Source organism: Dehalobacter sp. CP, from assembly GCF_047652685.1.
Lineage (GTDB): Bacteria > Bacillota > Desulfitobacteriia > Desulfitobacteriales > Syntrophobotulaceae > Dehalobacter.
The window spans coordinates 587,183-612,480 of the sequence record NZ_CP157399.1 but is presented as its reverse complement, the minus strand read 5'-3'; the positions used below and the strand labels follow the sequence as shown (position 1 = coordinate 612,480).

Here is a 25,298-nt window from a genome sequence, read left to right as displayed (position 1 = left end):
ATCCTAAACCTGTCATTGGTCATAAGAGTCCAGCTCCCCAAATTTCCTGACCGCATCCGCATTTCCCTTCTGTGGTTTTAACGGTCACCCGCATGTCTCTGGTAATAACCTCCTGACCGCATTGCGGACAATAGGTTGTGTTGCCTCCTGCCATATTCCCGAGGTACACATAGGGCAGGGTTTCTTTGGCCAACCTCCATAGTTTCCTCAGTTTCTTTTCATCCGTTGCCGGTATTTTGCTTTTATGCATTGGATGATATTTGCTCAAATGCCACGCCAGCGGAGTATTTAAGCCGGACAGCCATTTGGCCAGCGCCTTAATTTCCTGCGGATTGTCATTCAAGTTCGGGATAACAAGCGTTGTGATCTCGGTATGAACGTTTGACACCAGCGTTTCAACTGTTTTTAACACCCACTCCAGTTTCCCTCCGGTGTATTTCTCGTAGAATTCCGGGGTGAACCCTTTAATATCAATATTGACCGCATCGATGTAAGGGATTAGATATTCGAGGTATTTCTGTTCGATAATCCCATTGGATACCAGGACGACCTTTCCTCCCCGCTCTTTAACCAGCGGAGCTGTCTCCATGATCATTTCGTACCAGACCAGAGGCTCCGTATACGTAAAGCAAATCCCGATGGACTGGTCTTCCGCGGCCATTTCCGTCAGCTGCTTCGGGGGAATCTGGCGGCCCTGCTCATATTTTTGGGAGATCTCATGGTTCTGGCAGAAGAAGCAGTGCAGGTTGCAGCCATAGCCGCCGACAGAGAATATCCGGCTTCCCGGATAGAAATGATAAAGCGGTTTCTTCTCCACAGGATCAAGATGAAACGCAGCGACTTCAGCAAAAGTCAGCGGTATGATTTCACCGTTCCGACACCCTCTGACCTTACAGAATCCGGACTGGCCTTCTTTGAGTTTACAGTGATGCGGACATAGCGGACATTCAGAAAATCCTGTCATATGCTTCATCCCTCTTTCCTGTTATTCAAAAAAACGTTCGACTTCAAAACGCCAGAGCTCGACTTCCTCCTCCGGATCAATACCAGCTTTCTGTTTGGCTATTCCGACCTGTTCCTCAACCGTATCAATCCCTTCAAGATGAGGCAGCAACAACCCGACCTTTCCACCGCGGCGTACAACTACCCCGTAACGCTGAGGATCCAGATCTTCGGGCCCAGTAATCTTCTCCGTGTCTCCAAGAACATCGACAGATACAGATATTAAGGGCAGTTCTTCCGCTTGGATCGGCCAAAAGCGTGGATCCTGGGTACCTGCTGCTATCGCGTTATGTCTAATTTCTGAAGCCAGGTTTTCTCTTACCGGTTGGATCGTACCAATGCAGCCCCGCAATGCCCCATCCTTTTTAAGGGAAACAAAGCAGCCTTTCTTTTCTTTCAGCAGAGGGTCTCCAGGAATATTTAACCTGTCAAAAGGCGGGGATGTAAGATAGTAAGTCAGGCATTCCCTGGCATAACCGGCAATCGGTGAAGAACGGAAGATCTCAGCAATGAGGTAACCTACCCCAAACGGTCCTTCATAGGAGAGAACCTTAATCGCACCTTCTCTCGCCCCGAGTGCAAACAGCAGGGAATGATAGCCGCACTGGCCCGCTTCATCCAAAAGACTGGCGGGAATCCCCCTGAGCAGTGTTGTATCTCTTTTCAATCCTTTGACTATAAGCTGGTCCAGTTTGGGGCCTGAAGGGTGGAATCCATAAGGTCCGTCTTCTTTGAGCCGGTGGGAAAGGTCACCGCTTGCAAGCAAGGCGCAGCGTTCAGCTGCATCATTTAAAATTTGGCCGACTTTTTTTCCGTAATGTTCCGGACGGCTCATCGGCATGCTTAAGACAACAATCTTCCCGGACCATCCGGCTTGATGGAGAAAATAAAGCGGAATGAGTGAACCATGATCAAGCTCTGCCCGGACAGGAAAAGCATCAGGAATCTCTTCCCTGATGGTCTCCACGAGTTGCTGATCTGTTTCAAAGCTTAAGCTAACCTGGCCTGCCCCAAAACGGCTGAAACTCCCGGAGAGAGTGTCTCCGTCTAAGATTACCAAACCCTGCTCGGCCAGCTGCGCATGAGGAGATACAATCAGAACCGTCTGCGTATTCATCCCGATGACTTGCTGAACGAGCGTCCTATAAGCCTCTGCTGTTTGCTGACAACCTTTTTCTTCACCATGCCCGACCTCAGGCACGAGAATCGGAGGATGAGGAACAAACCCTACATAGACAAGACTCATAGCAATACCCCCTTAGTTTCTAAAGAAAATTTGGCTGACACCAAGCCTTTGGCGATTGATTTTCTCATATCGGTTATTTCATCGGATTTGCTTCTGTCAATTTACTTCTTTTTGAAGTACTATTTTTTCTTTATATATTTTCTTTTTATATGCATATTTATCCTGCTAATTCATCTGCTGGGCTCGGATTAATTATAATCCGGATTATTTCCGGATTATATTTTGTATACATCGGAATAAACACTTGTTATTTCTAAAAAAGTGTGTTAACTTTTTGATATATTTTTATAGGTAATTTAAGCAAAGATGCTTATTCCTCAACCAAACGCTTTGAGGGTTAAGTTTGTTTTTGCTTTTTTTGCTTTTTGTGGTTATTTATCTATGTACCATTATTTAATATCTAAATCTGAAGGGAGATTTCGAAACAATGGATATCTTTGCAATGAACGTTTTTAACGATGCCGTCATGAGGGAACGGCTGCCCAAAGCAACTTACAAAGCTTTGAAGAAAACAATTGAGGACGGGAAAGCGCTGGATCCGGATGTCGCCGAAGTCGTTGCGAATGCAATGAAAGACTGGGCGATTGAAAAAGGAGCTACCCACTATACCCACTGGTTCCAGCCAATGACAGGACTCACTGCGGAGAAGCACGACTCGTTTATTTCTCCGACTGCCGACGGCAAAGTCATTATGGAATTTTCCGGTAAAGAACTGATCAAAGGCGAACCCGATGCATCTTCTTTCCCAAGCGGCGGCATTAGAGCCACGTTTGAGGCCAGAGGCTATACTGCCTGGGACTGCACCTCTCCGGCTTTTGCCAGAGAAGAAAGAAACGGCAACATCACGCTGACAATTCCCACAGTATTCTATTCGTATACCGGTGAAGTTCTCGACAAAAAAACGCCGCTTTTGCGTTCTATGGAAGCACTCTCCAAACAAGCAGTAAGACTGTTAAAATTATTTGGCAATACGACAGCAACCCGGGTCATTTCTACGGTCGGACCCGAGCAGGAATACTTCCTGATTGATAAAAGTTTTTTTGATGCCAGAATGGATTTAGTCCTTACCGGCAGAACACTCTTTGGCGCTCCGCCGGCTAAGGGCCAGGAAATGGAGGACCACTACTTCGGCAGCATCAAAGAGCGCATCGCCGCCTTTATGAAAGAATTGAATGAAGAACTCTGGAAGTTGGGCGTTTTGGCTAAAACGCAGCACAACGAAGTTGCTCCTGGCCAGTTTGAAATTGCCCCAATTTTCTCGACAACCAATGTTGCCACCGACCATAACCAACTGATCATGGATAATTTGAAAAAGGTTGCCTTGCATCATGATCTGGTCTGCCTGCTGCATGAGAAACCGTTTGCAGGCGTCAATGGTTCCGGGAAACACAATAACTGGTCCATGAGCACTAATGATGGACAGAATCTGCTTGATCCGGGAAGTACCCCGCACGATAATGCTCAGTTCTTAACTTTCCTTTGTGCTGTCATTAAAGCTGTGGATGAATACTCCGAACTGCTCAGAGTCTCCGCCGCCAACCCTGGAAACGACCACCGTCTCGGTGCGAATGAGGCTCCCCCGGCAATCATTTCCATGTTCCTCGGCGACATGCTTTCGGATATTGTCGAACAAATCCAAAACAATGGCGGTGCTGTATCATCCAAACCAAACGGCACTTTGACAGTCGGCGTGTCCACGCTTCCGGAAATTCCAAAGGATAACTCCGACCGCAACCGGACTTCACCGTTTGCCTTTACCGGAAATAAATTTGAGTTCCGCATGGTTCCTTCCAGTGCATCTATCGCCGGTCCGAACATGGTCCTAAATACGATTGTCGCTGAAAGTATTTGCCAGATTGCCGATAAGCTTGAAAAGGCTGTCGATTTTAACAGCGAACTGCAGGCCCTCTTGAAAGAAATTCTGGTCAAACACAATCGTATCATCTTCAATGGCAACAACTATTCCGAAGACTGGGTCACTGAAGCAGAAAAACGTGGTCTGCCAAACATCAAATCCATGGTGGAAGCTTTGGAGCACTTCATTGATGAGAAAAATGTCAATGCGTTCGAAAAACACGGTGTATTGAGCAAACAGGAAGTTCATTCCCGTTACGAGATTTTGCTGGAGCAATACAGCAAAACGATCAATATTGAAGCCAAGACGATGATTGATATGGCTAACAGGCTGATTCTTCCCGCAGCTGCAAAATATGCAGCTGACCTGGCCGGTTCCGTGCAAAGCGTTAAAGCTGCCGTAGCTTCTGCGGACACCTCGGCTCAGGAAGAAGTCATTAAAGAAGTATCTTCGGCTTTAGGTTCCTTTAAAGCCAAAACTGTGGCTTTGGAAAAAGCTGTTTTGGGCGCGGCTGACGTTGAAGATGTCCATGCCAATGCGGTTTACTACCGTGATATCGTCTTTGTTGCGATGAATGAATTGAGGATCTATGGGGATAAGCTTGAAACACTTGTTGACGCGGAGCTTTGGCCGCTGCCGACTTATGTGGAAATGCTGTTCATCATTTAATCCATACCCTTCAGAAAAATAGCAGAGGAGAGGGCACCGGCCCTCTCCTCTGCTATTTAATTACATTCTCATCGTCATTTTCCTATCCCTCACCAGCTTTGCAGACTATTTACTGTTTTGAGTTCTTATCGCCTGCCGGCCCAAAATCCTCCGCGGAAATTCTTAGGCTCCTGGAAAAATATAAACGCGCTTGGGCAGGAACCATTAACAATATTCAAAAGTTCTTTTTGCCGGTTTCTTTTGGCCAGAACCAACATCAGGAGGCGTTTCCCGTCGCGGCCTTCCCCGGTCCAGGTGGTAACACCAAATCCTTTCTTACGCAATAATTTGGGAAGCGTCTCATCAAGCGAATCAACAATGACCTCGGCAGTCATGTACCCAAGAGCAAGTCTTTCCTCGATCCTGCTTCCCAGATACACTCCGATACCATAACCGATGCAATATGCTGCGATGTTCCAGTAACTGTCCAGGTTTTTTAGAATAATAGACAATCCGGCAATGTACACGAGCACTTCGACCATGGACAGCATGGAAGCATACTCCTTTAAGCCCTTGATCACAAGGATAAACCGTACCGTTGTCAGTGATACGTACGTAATATTAATAGCCGTGATCAGCAGAGCAAACAGGACTACTTGGTTCATTCTTATCACCAATCTTCTTTTCTGGGCTGGATCATTCCTTGATATTATTATGATCCATTTTAGCGCAATTCTACTATGCTGTTCCGAATTTTTCTGAATTGCTGTTTCACTCGTTACTGTTTCACTCACATTTTGCCGGTTATCTCCTGCGCATTACAAAAATACCCGTATATGTAAAGAAATGAATAAAATATGCTAAGGAACACACAATAATGACGGACTAGCAAAAGACCGGCTTTTTTTCATTCAGTAAGCCAATATTCTATATCGGGAGGGGAAAACATTGAAGAAGGGCAGCTATTATGACTGGGCCCGCCAGAAAGGAATATCCCGGCGGGACTTTTTAAGGTTTTGTGCCATGACTGCAGCAATGTTGGGACTCGATGCAACCGCTGTCCCCAGAATTGTGGAAGCTTTGGAAAACAAGTCACGCCCACCTGTCATTTATCTAAATCTGCAGGAATGCACCTGCTGCGGCGAGTCTTTCATCAGGTCCGCCCACCCTTTGTTTTCGGACCTGATCTTCAATATGATTTCCCTTGATTATATGGAGACGCTGCAGGCCGCAGCCGGAACACAGGCAGAGTCTGTCCGTCTGAAAACAATGCAGGAACATTACGGGGAATATATTCTGGTAGTCGAAGGCAGTGCCACGCTGGCAGAGGGCGGCATTTACTGTACCATCGGCGGAATGACTGCCAACGAGCTCCTGAAGGAATGTGCCGACGGAGCAGCTGCCGTGATAGCGTATGGCTCCTGTGCGACCAACGCCTGTGTCCAGGGGGCACACCCCAATCCAACACAGGCTGTACCGATTCGGAGAATTGTCAAGAACAAGCCTGTCATTGACGTTCCCGGATGTCCGCCCATTGCTGAAGTCATCACCGGTACAATCGTTCATTACCTGACATTTGGGAAAATCCCGGAATTAACGAGCTTGGGCCGTCCTAAAGCCTTTTACTCCAAACGTGTCCACGACGGCTGCACCCGCCGGGCCTTTTTTGATGCCGGCCAGTTTGTGGAGCGCTTTGATGACGAAGGTGCCAGAAAAGGCTGGTGCCTGTATAAAGTTGGCTGCAAAGGCCCAGTTGCTTATAATGCCTGCGCCGTAACGGAATGGAATGACGGAGTCAGCTTTCCTGTGAAATCGGGACACCCTTGCATGGCCTGTTCCGAGAATAATTGGTATGATTCCAGCACGCCTTTTTATGCTCACCTGGCTGAGATCCCCAATGAGGCCATCGGCGGCAACCCTGACCATATCGGTCTTGCCGCTTTAGGTGTGGCCGGTCTGGGTGTTGTTGCCCATGGGGGAATTACGGCCGCTGCTAAAGGGCGTGGGAAAAAGAACCACCCGGACAGAAGTACGGATACTGAACAAAGAAGACAAGTAACTAAGAAGACAAATAATAAAGAAGACTAATGCAGAAAGGTTTTGAATCTCAATGACAACAAGAATTGTTGTGGATCCTGTCACCCGGATCGAAGGTCATTTACGCATTGAAGCCATTGTTGACGGGACAAAGATCAGTGATGCCGTCAGCTCAGGAACAACATTTAGAGGAATTGAGAAGATTGTCGAAAACAGGGATCCACGTGATGTCTGGGCGTTTGTCCAACGGATTTGCGGTGTTTGCACGCACATCCATGCGATCGCCTCCGTGCGGGCAGTGGAAGATGCCTTGGATTATCCGATCCCCAAAAATGCCAACTACATACGCAATATCATGACGCTGACCCAATTTACTCAGGATCATGTAATCCACTTTTATCATTTGCATGGTTTTGACTGGATTGATGTCTTAAGCGCGTTAAAGGCTGATCCTAAAGCAACAAGCAGTCTGGCTATGTCCATCTCCTCGTGGCCTAATTCTTCGGAGGGTTACTTCAGGGATGTGCAAAACAAAGTTAAGAATATTGTCCAAAGCGGCCAGCTTGGTATTTTTGCCAATGCTTACTGGGGTCATCCCGCTTATCGCTTACCGCCGGAAGCCAATCTAATGGGAGTCGCGCATTACCTGGAAGCATTAAGTTGGCAAAAAGAAATCGCTAAAGTCCATACCGTGTTCGGAGGGAAAAACCCGCACCCGAACTATCTGGTCGGCGGGCATGCTTCGAGCATCAACCTTGATGATGTCCATGTTCTGAATATGGAACGCCTGAATCTTGTGAAAACAAAGATCGATGAAGCCCAAACGTTTGTCAACCAGGTCCTTATTCCAGATATTCTAGCCATTGCTGGCTTTTACAAAAAAGACCTTTGGGGAGGCGGAATCGGCAACTTCCTGGCCTACGGCGGTGTACCGCTGGTCGATATCCACGAACCGGACAGCTACCTGTTCCCGCGTGGGATTGTCCTGAACAGGGACTTGAGCAAAGTCTATGATCTTGATCTAAAGAATCCAAGCCATATTCAGGAATTTGTATCTCACTCGTGGTATCAATACGAGGATAAGGATGCCGGGCTTCACCCCTGGCAGGGGCGGACGGATCCAGCGTATGACGGGCCCAAACCACCTTATCACAATTTGGATGAATCAAAAAAATACAGTTGGATCAAAACACCGCGCTGGCAGGGCCATGCGATGGAAGTCGGCCCACTGGCCCGCTTCGTGGTTGCTTATGCCAAAGGCAATAAGGAAATCAAGGAACTGGTCGACAGCTCCCTGCGGAAACTGGATCTTCCGCTCAACGCTTTGTTTTCAACGCTCGGACGGACACTGGCCAGAGCACTGGAAGCAAAATTTTGCGTCGATCAACTTGCTGGTTTTTATGCGGACCTAATCGCTAATATTAAAGCCGGTGACACACAGACCTTCAATCCTGAAAAATGGGAACCCAGCCGCTGGCCGGCAGAAGCGCAGGGTGTCGGCTGGGCTGAGGCCCCGCGAGGAGCCCTGGCTCATTGGATTAAAATCCGCGGCGGCAAAGTGGAAGGCTATCAGGCGGTTGTGCCAACAACCTGGAATGCCTCACCGCGGGATGCTACAGGACAAAAAGGTCCTTATGAGGCATCCCTGCTCGATACACCGGTCGCTGCTACCGACCAGCCCTTGGAACTTCTCCGGACCATTCACTCATTTGACCCCTGCATCGCCTGCGCAGCACACCTGATAACACCGCAAGGAAAACCACTAAGTTAGGGAAAATCCAGGGGCCACAATGTCTGCGTGCCATGGAGACGCTAGCATACATTCTAAGTGATACGGAGGGATTACGATTGGCCTTATCCAAAGAAAAGAAAAGTTCCGCTCCGATGCCGCAGCGCAGACCGGTATACGTCTGGCAATTTCCTGTCCGGATGTTTCACTGGATAAATGCAGCCGCCGTCACCGTACTCTTTCTTACAGGTCTGTATATTGGAAATCCTGTCTTTATAACCCCCGGAGAAGCTTTCCAGCAGTTTTTAATGGGATCCGTTCGCTACTGGCATGGAATAGCCGCTTTTATCTTTACGGCCAATCTGTTATTTCGCCTCTATTGGTTCTGGGCAGGTAATGCGTATGCCAAGATACGTTTCTGGCAGAAGGCTTTTTGGCAGGACCTCAAGTCAACGGTCCGCTACTATTTATTTATGAGAGGAGAACATCAGGGACATCTCGGGCATAATGCCCTGGCCCAGCTATCTTATCTTCTCTTCATCTGGATCGGAAGTTTTTTCATGATTATAACCGGTTTTGCTATGCGGATAGGCACCAATCCGGACGGTATATCCGGAAAGTTGTTTTCCTGGGTCATTCCGGCTTTTCACAACGAAAATTTGGTTAGGATGAGTCATCATCTTGTCGCCTGGGGCTATGTGGTTTTTTTGTTGATTCACCTCTACCTTGTATTCAGACAGGATCTTCTGGATGATGATGGTACTACCTCATCCATGATCAATGGGTATAAATATGAATTGCCCTCTACTGTCGGCGCTGAAGAAGTCCATACCCCCGAATATGTTGTACTCCAGAAGGGGGATTAACTTGAATTTCGAGCCCAAACAGGTCTTTTATGAGCCTGAAGCCCTGGATTATCCACTTGGAAAGAAGCTTGTTGATTATTTTCGGCAAACCAATATTCCGGTCAAAGCGACAAGCTCTCACAACAGAATAACCGGTCTGAGCGGAGATACTGCTGCCGAAACCTATTTTGAAGCCAAAAAAACATTGGTGATCGGTGTCAAACGCGGAAAAACGTTTCAAACCTGCAAACCGTCGGCTCATTATCAGCTGCCGCTGACCACAAGCTGTCCTGGGATGTGCGAATATTGTTATTTAGCCACGACGCTGGGTGCAAGACCGTACATCCGCATCTATGTCAATATCAATGAACTGCTTGAGAAAGCCCAAACTTTAATCCATGAACGTTTACCCGAGATCACTTATTTCGAAGGAGCCGCAGTTTCCGACCCAATCCCGGTGGAGCAATATACAGGCAGTCTGAGAAAAAGCATTGAATTTTTCGGAAGACAGCCTCAGGGCAGGTTCCGCTTTGTCACAAAATTCACTGACGTCGATAGTCTTTTGAATCTGGAACATCACGGCCATACCAGGTTTCGTTTCAGCCTGAATTGCGAGGAAATCATCAGAAATTATGAGCATGGGACACCATCCGCTGAAAATAGAATAAGGGCAGCCGGAAAAGTACTTCGCGCCGGCTACCCTTTAGGTTTTATTATTGCCCCGATTATCAGATTTGAGAACTGGATGGATCAATACGAAAAGCTCTTTGCTGACCTGGCAGAGCAGTTAAAAGCCGCTTCTCCGGCAAACTTTTCTCCTGCGGCGCTTACCTTTGAATTTATCACACATCGTTTTTCTTCCCGAGCCAAGTCCAATATTTTAAATATCTATCCGCAGACAAGCCTACCGATGGATGAAGCTTCGCGCAAATTTAAATTCGGGCAGTTCGGCTACGGAAAATATGTCTACCCACCCGTTGAAATGGAGGAAATAAAGACTTCCTTTCTGGCGTTTATGAACCATCATTTCCCGGGAGCAAAAGCCAAATACTTTATTTAGCTTTTCGGCTATTGTACGCCAGTATGCTGGTATTGGGCGTACCAGCTTCTGATGGCCTGCTTGCTCTGCTCGCTCGGGTAATAATTCTTGTTTTCATCATCTTTGCCCACAGCAAAAACAGAAAAACCAAGATGCCAGGTTTCTTTTTCAAACACTTGCTGATAAGCCAGAAAGCAATTTGCCTGCTCCTGGTTATTAATTATTTCCGACGGCAAGGGATTCCAGGGATGAACTGCAGCACCGTCTCTTTTTGGGAAACCCAGTTCACCAAAGAATACAGGTTTGTTCCATTTCGCAGACAACTGTTTTAATTCATCATAGATATTCTGGTTCCGGTCAAAAATCCGGGTCTTATAGATCGAGCTTACAAGGTTATCTACAGTATTGGTCTCCTGGTCGGTCAATTCAAAATAAGCTGCGACAGAGATAAAATCCACTTTTCCAAGAACCGGATTATTTAATTTGGCAATGTAGGTATCGTACGCCAAATCCTGCCCGGCATTCCATTCAGCTGTATACCACCAGTTTGTCCGGTAAGTCACTTTGCCCTGGTATTCCGCCCTGACAAAATCCGCGACATCAGTCCAATAACCGCATTGATCCTCAAATTGATCAAAGTTGGAACCGATACATAGGGCGTAGACTTTATTCGGCTTAGCCACATCACGGATAAGTTCGACAAGGACGACCTGTTTCCAGTTCCAGAACCATTGATTGATATGATCCGGCTTGAGATCCGTCTCATATTTCTCACCGTTTTGAATATACGGATAAGGTTCCAGAATGACGTTAATTCCTTTATATCTTAAGCGTTTAATCAACCGGACCGCTTTCTTTTCGCTTTCCGCATTGATACTCATCGTACTGGCTGTCAACGACGGAATATCAATTTGGACAGGGACGTTCAGGGTATTTAACCCGAGACTGTCAATATCGCTCAGAGCTTGTTCAATTGTATAATCTACAGACAGGTTTGCCGATTTTATCTTTTCCCCCCATGGGGTAATAATCCTGTTCTTTTCGTATTGGTGACCGATATAGACAAGATCCACTAGAACCAGTTTAATGATCAGCAACACCGCAATAATAACACCTAACGCAATCAGCCGCGTTTTATTTTTTTTGAGCGTATTCAGCAAATTGTTCAATATTCTGACCCTTCCTAAGAATCGTACATGTTAAATAGATTGACGATTAGAAGCGTAAAGGATGAAAAGCTTATACTTTCTAATATGCTAAGAAAGGTTTTCCGCGGAAGAATCTTTGAGCAGAAAATTGTAATTCTGCCTGAGGTATTCCGTCACCTTTTGGGCAATAACCTTATGCCCGTCTTCATTCGGATGGATCCCGTCAATACAAAGCAATTGAGTAAAATCCGGCGTCTTCAGAAAAGCACCTCTTACATCAATCCATCTCGTCCTGGTTTCCTCTGCAATGTTCACAATCATGGAGTTGTAGCGTTCCTGCCACCAGTATATCTTTGTAACGCTTCCAAGCCAAATTAATATACTTTTTCCTATCTCATTACTGTTTTTGCTGATCCACTTGAAATACCGATCGGCGTCAAGCGGGGGAAGCGTCATCAACACCGGGATAATATTATTGTTTTTAAGCGAAATAATGGTATCTGTAAGCATTTTCCCGAAAACGTTGAAATCCGTTTTGGGTTCATGCTCTGCCATTGGATCATTCGCAATCTGCATCCAGTCAAAATCACAGTCATTGCCTCCAAATTCGATCAGTACAATATCCGGACACGTTTTGGAGACATCCCGATTAAGGCGTTCAATACCTTTTTTGATGGTATTACCAAATTTCGCAGCATTATAGACCATGCCCTTCAAGCTGTTCTGGACCAGAGAAACATAGTTTCTGTCCAATAACGAATATTTCCCCTGATCCTCGTTATAGATCACGCCTTTGGAAATGGAATCTCCTACAATCAGAAATGTATAATTTTCTTTCAGTTCGGGCTGATTGTTATCCATCAATTCACACCTTTCACAACGACTTGCTTAAAACTTCATAGGCATTACTTCAAGATTTCATAAGTATTTCAAAATTGCTTTCCAATGTCTCAGCTTTTCCTCAAATTTCATCGTATTGGCCGGACTAGTTGAGGGCAATAGCAGATAGGCAATGGAAGCAGACTCCAGACGGATTTTCCTCTTATATATATTAAAGCCCTTTGCTCCGTTAAATGCAAGTAATTCCAGATTTGGGTACTGAATAAATAAATTTTGAAAATCATTAACCTGTTCATTAACGATATTGCTATCGAGACTGCCTTCTCTGGAGCAGTTACGGATGACATCCCAGAGGGCAATTTTTCTGTCCAAAAGAAATTGTTTCCTGTTCTCATAATCAGGATCCGGAAGTTTGCTGCTTTCTGCCATCCGTGGTACCGCAGCATTAGAGCATCTACGGGCATCGTCAAAAAGCGCATACATAATCCGCCAAAAATGATTGTAAGGATGTGCATAATATTTCTGCTCCCTCAACGATTGCACTCCTGGCATCGAGCCGAGAATCAATACCCGGGACTCCTGATTGATGACTGGTTCAAATGAATAGAGAATTTCCATTTCCATATCAGTCCAAACTCCATTGTCTTGGATAAAAAAGTGATGGCGGCAGCTTGGTATGTTTGTCCCCCTTCGCTGTATTCAGCTGGGCCTGGGTCAGGAAAATACTTTGGCTTAAATCAGTGCCGCTAAGGTCGGCATCGCGCAAATCCGCCCCGATCAAATCAGCTCCGCCCAGATCGTTCCCGCTGAGATCTGCGGCAATCAAACAGGCTCCTCTAAGGTCAGCCCCTCTGAGGTCTGTTTCCCGGAGATCTGCAGCGACCAGACTGCTCCTGCGCTTAAAGGTCTTCAAAATCCCAGCCTGAATATTCCGCTCCTGACAAATAGAAACACGGACCAGTTCACTTGTCTGAAGCAGCAGGGCATTTACTTCGGTACGATATAAAGGTACATCCATTTTCAGAAGCTCGCATGGGCTAAGCAGTGTCAGCCGTTCCGTCTCTTCCCGCAGGGTACGAAGCGCCTTATGAATTGAATGAGCCGGGTGTAATGTCTCTGCTTCTGTCAAATACCAGAGCATCTCCTGAAGCTGCCGAATGACAAGAAAAACTTCAAACATTTGCTCCCTGAATTCCGGTGATCGCCGCCAGTCTCTGCCGCCGTAACTGAGCCTGGATACTTTTGGCCCTGCGCCAAAACAGTCAAATGCCATGCAGCCTTTCAGACCCAGTCGCTGAAGATCTTGATATATACAGCAGCGGAAGTCTTCCTGCAGGTTCCGACAAGGCTGACCGGCCTCTTTATCGTTTGGAAAGCCTTCCGAAGCTGAAAAATACAGCGCGGTGCAGCACAATCCGAAGCAGTTCTCGCAGTCAGCTCCCAGACTGCGCCTCTGCTCAGCAAAAATGTCTATTGGTTCACGAATTCCAGACAATATTTGATCCTCCAAAACAAAGAACATTTGATTTATCCCCAGAAATGATGCTTGAATAGTCTGTCTAATCCTTTTTAGCCTTTCTAAGAACCAGTTGAATATTCAGACGATCGGCTTCCGCTTTTAGCAAGCGGACGGCTTCTTCAGCACTGCCGTTGCAGTTGATCTGATCCATATGACAGATCTCATCCATTATATTATTCAGGACGGAAAGCGGCAGCAGGTTCACCGCCAGACAATAAAATCCCTTTGATTTGCCGTCGTTGTAATTCGCGATTAGTTCGCCTAAAATTTTGTGTTTTTCCGTCAGTTCTTCAAGATAATTTTGAAGGTCCATTTTAGCCTCGGCTTGATTCTGCAATACATTTTGATAGGATATAAAAGAATCGGCCTCGCTTGGAGCCTGATACCTCTCACATGGATAGACACTGCATTCAAAACAGTATTCAACATTTTGATGCTTTTTATTACAGGTAATAACGGCACAGGAAGGATGCTTCAAAAAAAAGTCCGGACCCCCGCAGCCAGGGCACTTTGAAGAACCATCCGTATGAAAGCGCGGACAGAGACAGCAATTTAGTCCGCATAATGAAAAGTCGGCGCATTTCCGCCTGTATTCTTTACTTACCATTGATTTGACCATCGCATGCATCTCCTGGTAATAATCATTTTTTAGCATCCCCCGAAGATTAAGGGCCGTATCTAAACATCGCAGCACGGAATTCTTCTTGGGATATGCGCGTTCTCCGCGACTCTGTACTTCACGATCTTGCTTATTAACGCATACGGAATAGGCTTATTTAACGGAAATTGTACCGATCCTTTGGCTCCCTTATAACCGGCCAGTTCCTGTTTAAAGGCTTCGATCCCGCTTGGTGTCGGATAAAATCCAATGTGGTTCTTGAATGCTGCGAAATGAACGAGATTACCGTTCAATACAAACGTAGGCATCTGATAGCTGATCTTTTCCACTGCGTCCGGTGCTGCTTCTCTTATCACATTTCTAATTGCTCTTAATATTTCCTGTATCTCATCAGGAAACTGCAAAATATACCCATCAACTGATTCATGAACCACTTTATCCGCTCCCATTTTTAGTTTCTCCTTTAACTATCTTCATAATGTTATCCGTACACGTATAAACATCATTAATGAGTTATACGAATTTTAGCAGATTCCTCTGCTAAATCAAGAACCATTTATCATTTGGCACCAGAATAAAGAATAATTTTCCAAATAACCCCTGTAGAACTTGAAAGCGATGTGTTACAATGGTTCTATGACCGAAATATCAATCGAATAGGGATACAGGAGCAACGACAATGGCAAACTTGGTGAAAGCCAGGGACGCAAAGCTATGGGTCTTCCAGAATAATTCTGATGACTGCCAGGCCACCGAATCCGCTCAGGTTTGTTTTGAATGTCGCCATGCAATCTGCTGGTGATTTTTTTGTTGCTTCAGCCAGCACTGATTTATTGGAAAGGAAGATTACAATTGCGTCAGGTAAGTGTAAACCGGCTTCAAAAGGGAGACGTATTGGGAAGAACCATCTTCTCGCATAACGGCCGTTCATTGCTTGGAAAAGGAGTCACGCTGACCCAGCCATATATCGACCGGTTAAAAGAACTGGGCATTAGTATTGTCTATGTGGACGATGACGAAACCAAGGATATCGTTATTGAGGATGTTATTTCCGAGGAAAACAGGCGGGAGGCAATGAACTCCATTGAGCATTCAGCGGAAGCGGTACGAATCGGTAAAGACCTCAATGGTTTTCAGGTAAAAAAGACGGTAAACAACATCATCGGAGACGTCCTATTTCAAGAGAAGATATTTCTGAGCCTGACAGATATGCGGAGCTATGACAATCAAGTTTATGCGCATTCAGTCAGCGTCTGCGTCCTCGCGACCATTTTGGGCAAAGCTTTGGGGCTGGATAAAGATACCCTGGAGGCACTGGCAGTAGGGGCTTTGCTTCACGATATCGGGACTGTCAAGCTGCCGAAAGAGCTTGTCGCCAAACGTGAGGCCTTTACTCCGAAGGAAAATGACCTATATCAAACGCATACCATTCACGGATATGAAATACTCCGGAATAAACCGGAATTAAACTTATTGAGTGCGCATATTGCTTTGCAGCATCATGAATGGTTGAACGGAAACGGCTATCCCCGTAAGCTATCCGGCAGGCGCCTTCATGTCCTGGCTCAAATCGTAGGGGTGGCCGACTTCTATGATAATCTGGTCAATGATGGCCCGGGCCACTCCCGGATCGTCCCGCATGAAGCCTGTGAAATTGTAATGGGATGTGCAAACAAGCTATTCTCTCAGCAATTGGTTGTAACGTTTTTAAAACATATTGCGGCCTATCCGACCGGCTGTACAGTTAAACTTAATACAGGTGAGGTTGGGATTGTAGTTGACCAGAATAAAAGTTTGCCGATGCGCCCAATTATCAGGGTATTAATCACCGACAAAGGGCTAGCCCATGTCCAGACTAAGGAATATAACCTTGTCGAAGATCTTACAACCTTTATTGTATCCATTGTCGAGTGAAGCCGATCCATCTTTTGAAAAAAACGCCGGCTCAAATGTTTTTTGAGCCGGCTGACCTATTATTTTGGAAGTTTTCCAAACACCTTCAGTATGGACCGGTGGAACGAATGAGGAAACGATGGTTCTGCAAACATTAGGACGCATTGGTCATGGATGACGTTTATATGATTTTCCGTACAAAAGTCTATAGCCTCTTTGGATTCAGCCCCCTGCTGAATCCAGATATGTTTGACTCCAGCTTCTACCGCGTCCCTAACGACCTTATTGGTTTTGTCCGGAGGGACGACGATCACTACGCCGTCGGCTTTCTGCGGCAAAGACTGAAGGTTCTCATAGCAGATCTCGCCGTCAATACTGTCCATATTGGGATTTACGGCAAAAACATTATACCCTCTTCTTCTTTAACGTTCTATACAGCCTACGCGAGAACTTCTTTTCGGATCTGGATACCCCGACCACAGCTAAAGTACGCTGGTCTAGAAAATCAGTGACTGAGCTCATTGTCGTCAAAAAAATGACCCCCTTTATTAAATTATTCAACTGCCTACATCGCTTCCCATGGATCAAAACAACAAGACAGACATTTTGATGCTCGGCTTCTTCCCTGGCTGTTAATTGAACTATGATCAAATCTTTTAGTCTGAATTGGATTAGCTCATCTATTCTTTTGTTTATTTCTTGGTGATGTGGCTAATTCCTTCTTCCAATATTTATTTTCTGTGAAAACTATTTTCAGTTCCTATCGTATTAATAAACAGGCTCTTATTTCCTTGCTTATATTCATGATGAACAGGCGTTATGACTAGATGTAAAAGCTTGCAATAATCTGGGCGGCCGGCAAAAACAGCACTTGCCCCAATAATGTGCCAATTAGTTTTGTAGCAATAAGCATAATAACCAATGCTTTCACATCAGCATAAGGCCTTATTCCTCTCAACGCCTGATCCGTAAAGATTGCCGATTTTGGATCGATAAAAAAAGTAAGTAGAATACTTGCCATGCCATTAATGATTCCTGACGATGCGGCTGCTGCTAGTCTTGTATGCTCCGGAACCAGAAGAGCTGAGTAATTAGCAGCAAGGACCCCAATGGTATATATACCTGTAACCATAATATTGATAACAAGTAACCTTTTGGGTATCTCTCTATACCTTAGTCTTTCCAGCATTGTCTTCGAAGGCCGCACAGCACTTTTTACAATTCGCTTGATATTATTTGCCTGCAGGGCCTCGACAACCAAGGAAGGTACAGAACCGGCCAATTCTAAACGTTTGACAGCAACTTCAAATACCTTTAAGAATGTAGGTATGAGCAGGATTCCAAATAGGGTCCCTGCTGTCGCAGCAAAAATAACCGACCGCAAATCACTGGCCGGATTCAATCCTTGCGCTATACTTAAATCAACAATGCCTGCAATTAACGGTCCCTGAAACATGTTGGCTGTCCGTGAAACAAGAACAAACATGTTGAAGAGAGAAAAAGATAAAGCAACCTGTCCGCTTTTTACGGAATTCAAGCGTACGGAGTAGGCCAGGGTATCGACAATATGAATGACAACTGTAAGAATCATTAATTCTATGAGCATCTTTTCCATTTACTGCAATCCATACGCTTTCAAAAGAATTAATATTGTATGATTGGTCATTTTATTCGTCAGCAGTTGCTTGAATTTTACTGAATTCGTTTTGCCTTCAAATCTTAGCTTCTCTAATTCCATAGAGATTTCACTTTGTTTAAATATCAAATCATCATAAAAATTTTCGAACTTTGCCAGTTTGTTAATGACTTCCCCAAAATAACCGTTTGCATCATGCTGTAGTTGAGAATCTTCCACAATAAAAAGACCATTGCTTTCTAATGCTTTTGTTAATCTCTCCATGTGATTACTCCTTGTATAAATATTTACATGGTTATATTCAAATAAGCAGCTGCCGTTTATGAAAAGCTCGATATGCACTTCACGCCCATTTTTTCTATATCCTTTAGAAGACGATTCGGTTCAGCCAAGTGCCCCATCATCCAAAGTCCGGGCTTACGGGCAGAGCCATCCAAGTATTGTAATAAAGTCGCAACAACAGGGATAGCTGTTAATTCGTAACCATCGGGATGAGAAACGCTGACGTGGGGTTGAATCATCTGCCCATCCTTATATCCAGATGCCCTAACCAGAAGTTCAACCCGATATGGCGGCTTGTGAAAAGTGCCCATGCTCCACCATAAAAACTTACCAATTGACCTGACAGCGTTTGGCATGATCTTTAGCCACATCCAAACGATTGGCATAGTCACCCAGTCTGTCACCCAGTGTGACTCCGATATATAAAAGCCAAGATCCTTGAGCGAGGGGTATAACTCCGGCAGCGGCTGCAATTCCTCAAAGAACATAGAATAGCACCGTTTCAATCCAATGTCTCTCCCAAAATCTATTTTACGTATTTCATAGGAGCTTTTTTTCGTCCATTGTCCGTTCTTATAGACCTGAGCCTGATATTCCTTGAAACACTCAACCAATTCGTCAACTGCTTCGGTATAAGGAAGATCTTTCCCCATATTGAGATAGCCCGCTGTTATGGCGCTTTCAATCGAGTCCATATGGGTGGCCACGTAACGAACCAGTGCAGAAGGAAGCCCAGGATGGAACCCAGCCTCCGTGATAAAAGTTCTTCCAGCGCTTTTGATTTCTGTAGCAAGGGACTGCAAATAAGCAAATTTCTTGGAGCCAAGCTGCACATCGAGATAATCAATCCCAGCCTGAAGCGCAGCATGGGCCACGATTTCGGTATAGGCAGTCGTGGGTGCTGCGACCACAACGATAGACTGGTCTTTAAACGCTGTTCGTAAGGATTCCGCTTCTGATGCGTTTGCATAAACAGCCGATGCACGTAAACCGGGGTACTTTTGATTCAGCTCATCAACAAATACCTGTGCCTTGTCGGGATATCGCGTCCCAATTGTAACTGTAGCTTCGGAATACTCCAATAGATGACGCGATATCAATCTGCCAGTTTGACCTGTCCCACCTAGGATAAGGATTTTAGACATCAGTATCTCTTCCTTTCTTTTGGCCTGTACTTTTATTTTTAAGTGAAAACTCCAAAAGCCAGTCCCTTACAAATCTTGCATGGTCTGTCACCTAACTCGTCCTTATGTCGCCTTCAGCGGCATCTATGATAACGAAAAGGGACGATACCCTTATTGTATCCTAGACTTACACTATCTTCCATTATTTTCTTTACGCACTTCCCTGTCCTACTTTTCATAACTTATAAAGGAGGTGGGGAAATGTTTACTGAAATACAACAATCAAGTCCAGTTACTAGTTGTGTGACTCGGATTGAAAGTGTTGAAGATTATTTAAGAGCTGTAGATTATGCATTCCAAAAAATCTGCCCCGCGGGGGGTAGATGTGAATTATGGTACCGTGGTCAAAATCAACCGGCAAACCAAAACGCATTTAATTTAGAACCCAGCATCACTCGAAGAGGGCGCAATCCCCAAATGGAAATTATCTATCTATCTAAGTTCAAATCCTATGCTATTCCTTTCGTACAGGAGCTGCCCTCTTTTCCCATTCCAAATGGTCCGGCAGCTTATTGGCACTGGCTCTTTATGATGCAGCATTACGGAGTACCAACTCGACTATTGGATTGGAGCCGAGATGCGCTTACTGCCCTTTTCTTTGCATTGGATGGTCGGGGTGCTAACGATGTTGGCAAAGATTCCGCAGTTTGGATTCTAAATCCCGTTCTGCTCAATGAAGCATTCTCATTTCATAGCTTTGTTAAAGCTGGCTATATTCCCAATGTAGATGAAAAGATTGTTGATCTCTACTTTGGGCCGAATGCTGAAATCCTTGCCAATAAGAAGCCTGCCGCTGTCATCGGCCCCTTGAACAATCCACACATTGTCGCTCAAAAAGGAGTTTTTACTGTATTCCCCCATGATAAAGAGATTATCCCATTGAATCTCTTCTCAGACGCATCGGACTATCTCCTTGAAATCTGTGTCGCTGCCGAGAAAATTCCATTAATCACTTCTCAACTTGAACATTATGGTGTGACGCGCTTTACCCTCTATCCTGATATCACTGAGGTTACTCGTCAAATTAACCTTGAAGTCCAAGAGGAAGGTCAGTTGCCTTCTATCACCAGTTCCATTATTCCGATGTAAGATATTAAGAGTTTTAGAAATGACCCAGATTCCCGATAACATTCTGGGTGTTACCGCAGCGTCATACTATTTATTATTTGCTAAGCTACGATAAAACCTTGTTAAATGAAGTTGGTCGCCCCCAGATTGAGAAGTCGCCATGGAGGGCGGCTCCTTATACTAAAAACATTTTATTCATACATAAAGTCTATAGAGCTTGACTTAATTAGTAATTGATAAAATTCTCTTTTTCGAACAGACTATATTTGTATCATTCTGTTAGAAAAGAGGTACTACTTTGAAAAAATATAATGATACTATCACTATAGGAACAATCAGCGGAATAATTGCAGCGAGATTAGTTCAACATTAATGGCACTTATTAACTTCATTGTTCTTGGTGTATTAAGTTCATCAATCATAGCTAAATACTATGAATCTAATAATAAACCAAATTTCCAAAGATAAACTGCTTAGCTAATAATATTCATATATTTTTCTATAACCATCTTATTTAGATTAATTATAAAGTGCTTTGCATAATTTAAGCTGGAACCAAGATATTGTTTCTGAATCAAAAAGAATGTTTTGAGAAATAATAAATATTACAAATTAATGTTAGGGGGAAATATAATGGTAAATAAATCCATCTATAGGCGATGGTGGTTTTGGCTATTATGTATCATAGTAATTATCATACTTGTCCAAGCATGTAGTGGCGGTCAGTCTACCCCTGCTCCAACTCCCTCTCCAAATTCGTCTACCCCTCAAACTTCCACTCCCCAGGAATATAAGCTAAATGATGAGGTTAAGGCAGGAAATATTGGGTATACTGCAAGCGAGGTAAAAAGGAGCACTAAAATTGGGCAAAATCAATATTTGCAAAAAACAACCGAAAATGAATATTTACTAATAAAAGTAAAGGTATCAAACAACGATAAAGAGACTCGTACCATTGATACTAGTTTATTTAAGTTAAAAGATGCTGAAGGCAAAGAATATTCTGCTATGGCTGAAGCAGACATGTATGTAAACACCGATAATAGTTTCTTTCTAGCCCAGGTAAACCCGGGAACAAGCAAAAGTGGATATATTGTATTTGAAATTCCTAAAAACCTAAAAGGTTTAAAATTACAAGTTTCAAGTGGTTTAGGATGGTCTGGTGGACAGTACCAGATAATAAACCTTGGTCAATAGGCTTGGAAAAGTATAGATTTTGGCCGAATCATAATAAATTGAGATTCGGCCTTCTTTCTTTATGTTTTTTCACTTAAGTCTTTTTTCCACTTTTCCAGTTTATCTTTAGCATCTTCACTTTAAATTATAAACCAAGGATAATGCTCATTTTGTTGGTTCGTACCAATTTTCAACATCAGGTATTTTTTGTATCAATTTCTCATTTGCTTCCAGCATCTTCTTGTAATAAAAATCATATGCTGGACTTAGCGTTCTCATCATCGGAATGAACACATCATAGTATCCGTTTGTTTCTCCAAATTTACGAAACAAATCCATGAGTTGTGCCATTACTGAATTCTGGTACTTATCCGTTTTCTTAAATTCTGTATATTGAATGATATTATCTTTGTTGTTTTCCCAATACGTGTCAAAGTCATCATAAGTACTCTGTATGTTGGCACTCATTTCTTCAATTTTTTCATTGTCCATATATTTGTCAGCTTCGTCCAAAATTGATTGAAACTCTTCTGGAATTTCGATTGGTTCCATATCGTCAAGGAAGTTAACAATGTTGTCATATAACACTTTCTGCTCATTTGTCTTTACTGGTTCATTGAGAAATTGGCCAAAATGAAAGCTGAAGTATCTCCCATAGTATCCGGGAAACGCCATTAATAACTTTTCTTTAATCGTAGATTGTTGTTCTAATAAATTCAAGCTATCCTGAATTTCAGCAACATCCACCCCATTGATCAACTGTCCTATCAAATCAAGTCGATATAATTTTGCCTTTGCCTGAATCTCTTTTGCTTGCTTAATTAAAGCAAGGGTGTGCTTCTTGTCGTTACTATCAAGCACTTGCTTGATCTCATCAGTGCATAATTCCAGTTTTCGAAACAACGCAATTTCTTTCAAACGAGATAAATCTGAGTCAGAAAATTCCCTATATCCGTTCTCGTTAACTTTAGGTGATACTAAACCCTTTAATTGATAATACTCAACTGCTTTTTTCGTTAAACCTGTTTGTTTACAAATCTCATTCAATTGCATACCTTACACCTCCTGATTTCAGCTTAAGGTATCCTCTTAGGTGCTAGTCAAGTACTTAGCTAATATAAATTATCCCTTCTTCACACTTTTCTACTACTGCGAATACTACAGATTTTTTTCATCCGCGCCAAGGATGGCGAGGTCTTTGCACGATATGTCGTAGAACGTCTTGTGAATTCCCGAAGTCTGGTTACTACTTGCATATTCTCCCAGATTTCGGGAATTCACTGTTCTACCAAGCTGTACGCCCCCAGATTCAGAATAATCAACTCCCCTTAATAGGTATACTTGTCTATTCGCATAGTATGCTTTACATTTTCTTTTCACTGTGCTACTATCTAGTCAGGAGGTGATAGTTTGAATGATAATATTCAGCTTAAAAATCGATTAAAAGTCGCCCGAGCAGAAAAGAATCTTTCGCAGGAACATCTTGCAATTCTTGCAGGCGTAACAAGACAAACAATTAGTTCTATTGAGACAGGTCAATACTGTCCGACAGCAAAATTAGCATTAATTCTATCAAAAGTTCTTAATAAACAATTTGAAGACTTATTCTATTTTGAGGAGGTTATAGAAAATGGCCAGTAATATGGTTAAGAAAGATGAAAGAACAACATTTATCGAAAATATTAGTTATAAATTCGGATATGTTTTTATTACGTTTGCTTTGCTTCTTGATGTTGTATATAGATCGCTAAAACTAAATGAAGCGCCCTGGGATCTGCTTGCATTAATTATTGTAAGTGGTCTGGTTATGTCCTTATATCAATACAAACAAAAGATTTTAGGTAAGACTTGGATAAAAACATTCATTTATGTATTTGCAATTTCCTTTATTATCGCATTTATAATGGCATTCATTAGAAAATTATTCTGAAACTATTCCGCGCATGGAGGCGCTGTCTCCCGCATGGTTTTTCCCCTAACGTTTATGTGTTTGCGACGCGTCCCATACAGCTTTCATATTGGCAAAGTGTCGCTAAACACAGTGTTACAAAAGCATCTCTAATAATAGTATATCACCAAAAATCGACTTTCTACATATCATCTCCAAAGTAAAACAAAGCTTTTGCCGTCACGGTAGACACGTCGGTTCCCGGTTCACCCCGGCCTTTCGGTTATTCTTGGTGTTATTAGTGCATACCATTTCATTTTTGCTTCATACTCTTTCCAGGTAAAGCTTCTTCTTTGACTCCTTTGGTTCAGCTATTTGTACAGGATTTTTTGACCATAGTAATTGTAACCTTTGTTTAGCTGTTTGCTTAGGCGGACAGCTTTTTAAAAAATTAAATTATGGTGTAACGAAACACTGCGTTATCGGATATATGTTTTGAAGGAAGTGAATTGCATGTTCGACATAGATGACATTTATAAGGAATATGCAGAGACAGTCTTTAAATTTCTGATCATTCTTTGTAACGATGAGGATACTGCGGAAGAGCTCACGCAGGAGACCTTTTACCGTGCAATAAAATCAGCCAATCGCTATGACGGTACATGTAAAGTCTCGACATGGCTTTGCCAAATTGCAAAACATCTGTGGTATCAAGAGATTGATAAAAGAAGCCGCAAAGAAACATCTATGCTTAATGACAATATTGTTTCCAACAAATTTAATCCGGAGGAAGAATTATGTCTGATAGAAGATAAAATGCAACTTATCAAAGCAGTACATATTCTTGATGAAACTGCAAAGGAAATAGTTTTCTTACGCATCACTGGTGCATTTTCTTTTAGAGAAATTGGGGAAGTATTCAACAAAAATGAAAACTGGGCAAGAGTCACTTTTTACCGTGCAAAACAAAAAATTATGAAAGGAAGATTGTAAATGATAAAATGTGCAATTATAAAAGACCTGTTACCAAGCTATATTGATGGTTTGACCAGCTCTGAAAGCAACCTGGAAATCGAAGAGCATCTTAATAATTGTCCTCAATGCAAGGAAATTTTTGAGCAAATGAAAGCAGAGGTCAGGGTAGAAAATACCGAATACAACAAAGAAAAAATCAAACCATTCAAAAAGCTGAATAGAAAAGTTTTTAAAGCAGTTCTAATAACCTTGACAATCTGTGCATTGGCAGTAGTATCTTATCTCTATTTCTTTGGATTTGGATGGAAAGTGAACTCCGCTGATATGAACATCGACTATGTTTATAGAGACGACAAGATATTATTTGAATTTGAACTGACAGATGGTAGGGTTCTTAATCCTTGGAGTCATCCGGACGCGGACAACATTCATGCTAAAACTATTAAGTTTACAGAATGTTTCAGTAGTATCTTAGATGACAGAGGCGAACATCCAAACAAGTTTTCATATGGCATACACTGTACCGATTATAATGGCAATAAAGTACAATTTACTGCGGATGATTGCGTTATATTACAATTCGAGGACAAAACAGAAACTTTTTATTTGAGGGAAATAGCTAAAGAATTAAATATAATGTAATCGACATTTATAGCGAGAATCTGTAGT

25 protein-coding genes, 1 pseudogene and 1 riboswitch are annotated in these 25,298 nt (G+C 43.4%); of the genes and pseudogenes, 12 read left to right on the top strand and 14 right to left on the bottom strand.

The features are described from left to right. Positions 1 to 19: 19 nt before the first annotated feature. Positions 20 to 964: an AmmeMemoRadiSam system radical SAM enzyme gene (gene amrS / locus AAH944_RS03130; protein WP_415536401.1), complete on the bottom strand. Its 945-nt coding sequence runs from the start codon at positions 962 to 964 to the stop codon at positions 20 to 22. Between the two features lie 21 nt (positions 965 to 985). Then, a complete protein-coding gene (amrA, locus tag AAH944_RS03125) occupies positions 986 to 2,248 on the bottom strand; it encodes an AmmeMemoRadiSam system protein A (protein ID WP_415536399.1) in 1,263 nt (420 codons plus the stop codon). Positions 2,249 to 2,675: 427 nt separating this feature from the next. Here amrA and AAH944_RS03120 point away from each other — a divergent pair, with 427 nt between their 5' ends. Next, positions 2,676 to 4,772, top strand: a complete 2,097-nt coding sequence (locus tag AAH944_RS03120) for a glutamine synthetase III (RefSeq protein ID WP_415536397.1) — start codon at positions 2,676 to 2,678, stop codon at positions 4,770 to 4,772. 125 nt (positions 4,773 to 4,897) lie between these two features. Here AAH944_RS03120 and AAH944_RS03115 read toward each other — a convergent pair whose 3' ends face one another. Beyond that, on the bottom strand, positions 4,898 to 5,416 hold the full coding sequence (locus AAH944_RS03115; RefSeq protein WP_415536395.1) for a DUF2179 domain-containing protein: 519 nt from the start codon (positions 5,414 to 5,416) through the stop codon (positions 4,898 to 4,900). 283 nt (positions 5,417 to 5,699) lie between these two features. On the opposite strand from AAH944_RS03115, the gene AAH944_RS03110 reads away from it, so the two are divergent. The 4 genes from AAH944_RS03110 to splB all read left to right on the top strand — a co-directional run bounded on the left by AAH944_RS03110 (position 5,700) and on the right by splB (position 10,422). Further along, the gene (locus AAH944_RS03110) at positions 5,700 to 6,839 is read left to right on the top strand and encodes a hydrogenase small subunit (RefSeq protein WP_415536393.1); all 1,140 of its coding nucleotides are present in this window, start codon (positions 5,700 to 5,702) and stop codon (positions 6,837 to 6,839) included. Positions 6,840 to 6,861: 22 nt separating this feature from the next. Next, positions 6,862 to 8,559: a nickel-dependent hydrogenase large subunit gene (locus AAH944_RS03105; protein ID WP_415536391.1), complete on the top strand. Its 1,698-nt coding sequence runs from the start codon at positions 6,862 to 6,864 to the stop codon at positions 8,557 to 8,559. A 77-nt stretch (positions 8,560 to 8,636) separates the two neighbouring features. After that, positions 8,637 to 9,383, top strand: a complete 747-nt coding sequence (cybH, locus tag AAH944_RS03100; protein ID WP_415537752.1) for a Ni/Fe-hydrogenase, b-type cytochrome subunit — start codon at positions 8,637 to 8,639, stop codon at positions 9,381 to 9,383. Next, on the top strand, positions 9,358 to 10,422 hold the full coding sequence (gene splB / locus AAH944_RS03095) for a spore photoproduct lyase (RefSeq protein WP_415537750.1): 1,065 nt from the start codon (positions 9,358 to 9,360) through the stop codon (positions 10,420 to 10,422). The genes cybH and splB overlap by 26 nt, the downstream gene beginning before the upstream one ends. Before the next feature lie 8 nt (positions 10,423 to 10,430). On the opposite strand, the gene AAH944_RS03090 is transcribed toward splB, so the two are convergent. The 6 genes from AAH944_RS03090 to AAH944_RS03065 all read right to left on the bottom strand — a co-directional run bounded on the left by AAH944_RS03090 (position 10,431) and on the right by AAH944_RS03065 (position 14,976). Continuing rightward, positions 10,431 to 11,570, bottom strand: coding sequence for a glycoside hydrolase family 113 (locus AAH944_RS03090; protein ID WP_415536389.1), 1,140 nt, complete (start codon positions 11,568 to 11,570; stop codon positions 10,431 to 10,433). Positions 11,571 to 11,657: 87 nt separating this feature from the next. Next, on the bottom strand, positions 11,658 to 12,410 hold the full coding sequence (locus AAH944_RS03085; protein ID WP_415536387.1) for an SGNH/GDSL hydrolase family protein: 753 nt from the start codon (positions 12,408 to 12,410) through the stop codon (positions 11,658 to 11,660). A 57-nt stretch (positions 12,411 to 12,467) separates the two neighbouring features. Next, on the bottom strand, positions 12,468 to 13,013 hold the full coding sequence (locus AAH944_RS03080; protein WP_415536385.1) for a DNA-deoxyinosine glycosylase: 546 nt from the start codon (positions 13,011 to 13,013) through the stop codon (positions 12,468 to 12,470). A 1-nt stretch (position 13,014) separates the two neighbouring features. Continuing rightward, positions 13,015 to 13,884, bottom strand: coding sequence for a pentapeptide repeat-containing protein (locus AAH944_RS03075; protein ID WP_415536383.1), 870 nt, complete (start codon positions 13,882 to 13,884; stop codon positions 13,015 to 13,017). 64 nt (positions 13,885 to 13,948) lie between these two features. Further along, positions 13,949 to 14,527, bottom strand: coding sequence for a DUF3795 domain-containing protein (locus AAH944_RS03070; protein ID WP_415536381.1), 579 nt, complete (start codon positions 14,525 to 14,527; stop codon positions 13,949 to 13,951). Positions 14,528 to 14,586: 59 nt separating this feature from the next. Further along, positions 14,587 to 14,976: an iron chaperone gene (locus tag AAH944_RS03065; protein WP_415536379.1), complete on the bottom strand. Its 390-nt coding sequence runs from the start codon at positions 14,974 to 14,976 to the stop codon at positions 14,587 to 14,589. A gap of 222 nt (positions 14,977 to 15,198) precedes the next feature. Further along, positions 15,199 to 15,284, top strand: a riboswitch (cyclic di-GMP riboswitch). A 95-nt stretch (positions 15,285 to 15,379) separates the two neighbouring features. On the opposite strand from AAH944_RS03065, the gene AAH944_RS03060 reads away from it, so the two are divergent. Beyond that, entirely contained in the window at positions 15,380 to 16,441 is a 1,062-nt protein-coding gene (locus AAH944_RS03060; RefSeq protein ID WP_415536377.1) for an HD-GYP domain-containing protein, read from the top strand. A gap of 59 nt (positions 16,442 to 16,500) precedes the next feature. On the opposite strand, the pseudogene AAH944_RS03055 reads toward AAH944_RS03060, so the two are convergent. The 4 genes and pseudogenes from AAH944_RS03055 to AAH944_RS03040 all read right to left on the bottom strand — a co-directional run. After that, positions 16,501 to 16,827: pseudogene (locus AAH944_RS03055) on the bottom strand (CoA-binding protein); the annotation flags it as partial. A gap of 416 nt (positions 16,828 to 17,243) precedes the next feature. Next, positions 17,244 to 18,035, bottom strand: coding sequence for a lipid II flippase Amj family protein (locus AAH944_RS03050; protein WP_415536375.1), 792 nt, complete (start codon positions 18,033 to 18,035; stop codon positions 17,244 to 17,246). Beyond that, entirely contained in the window at positions 18,036 to 18,320 is a 285-nt protein-coding gene (locus AAH944_RS03045) for a hypothetical protein (protein ID WP_415536373.1), read from the bottom strand. It abuts the gene before it with no gap. Between the two features lie 56 nt (positions 18,321 to 18,376). Next, a complete protein-coding gene (locus tag AAH944_RS03040; protein ID WP_415536371.1) occupies positions 18,377 to 19,483 on the bottom strand; it encodes a saccharopine dehydrogenase NADP-binding domain-containing protein in 1,107 nt (368 codons plus the stop codon). A gap of 240 nt (positions 19,484 to 19,723) precedes the next feature. Here AAH944_RS03040 and AAH944_RS03035 point away from each other — a divergent pair, with 240 nt between their 5' ends. Next, on the top strand, positions 19,724 to 20,611 hold the full coding sequence (locus AAH944_RS03035) for an FRG domain-containing protein (protein WP_415536369.1): 888 nt from the start codon (positions 19,724 to 19,726) through the stop codon (positions 20,609 to 20,611). A gap of 567 nt (positions 20,612 to 21,178) precedes the next feature. Further along, positions 21,179 to 21,787 carry a DUF4352 domain-containing protein gene (locus tag AAH944_RS03030; RefSeq protein WP_415536367.1) on the top strand — a complete coding sequence of 203 codons (609 nt, stop codon included), beginning with the start codon at positions 21,179 to 21,181 and terminating at the stop codon, positions 21,785 to 21,787. Positions 21,788 to 21,931: 144 nt separating this feature from the next. Here AAH944_RS03030 and AAH944_RS03025 read toward each other — a convergent pair whose 3' ends face one another. Next, positions 21,932 to 22,819, bottom strand: a complete 888-nt coding sequence (locus AAH944_RS03025) for a MerR family transcriptional regulator (protein ID WP_415536365.1) — start codon at positions 22,817 to 22,819, stop codon at positions 21,932 to 21,934. A 357-nt stretch (positions 22,820 to 23,176) separates the two neighbouring features. Between AAH944_RS03025 and AAH944_RS03020 the strand changes: the two genes are divergently transcribed. The 4 genes from AAH944_RS03020 to AAH944_RS03005 all read left to right on the top strand — a co-directional run bounded on the left by AAH944_RS03020 (position 23,177) and on the right by AAH944_RS03005 (position 25,271). Beyond that, a complete protein-coding gene (locus tag AAH944_RS03020) occupies positions 23,177 to 23,407 on the top strand; it encodes a helix-turn-helix transcriptional regulator (protein ID WP_119774571.1) in 231 nt (76 codons plus the stop codon). Beyond that, on the top strand, positions 23,397 to 23,696 hold the full coding sequence (locus AAH944_RS03015) for a hypothetical protein (protein WP_415536363.1): 300 nt from the start codon (positions 23,397 to 23,399) through the stop codon (positions 23,694 to 23,696). Before AAH944_RS03020 ends, AAH944_RS03015 begins: the two co-directional genes overlap by 11 nt. Positions 23,697 to 24,167: 471 nt before the next feature. Further along, a complete protein-coding gene (locus AAH944_RS03010; protein WP_415536361.1) occupies positions 24,168 to 24,647 on the top strand; it encodes an RNA polymerase sigma factor in 480 nt (159 codons plus the stop codon). Further along, positions 24,648 to 25,271: a zf-HC2 domain-containing protein gene (locus AAH944_RS03005; RefSeq protein WP_415536360.1), complete on the top strand. Its 624-nt coding sequence runs from the start codon at positions 24,648 to 24,650 to the stop codon at positions 25,269 to 25,271. Positions 25,272 to 25,298 lie beyond the last annotated feature (27 nt).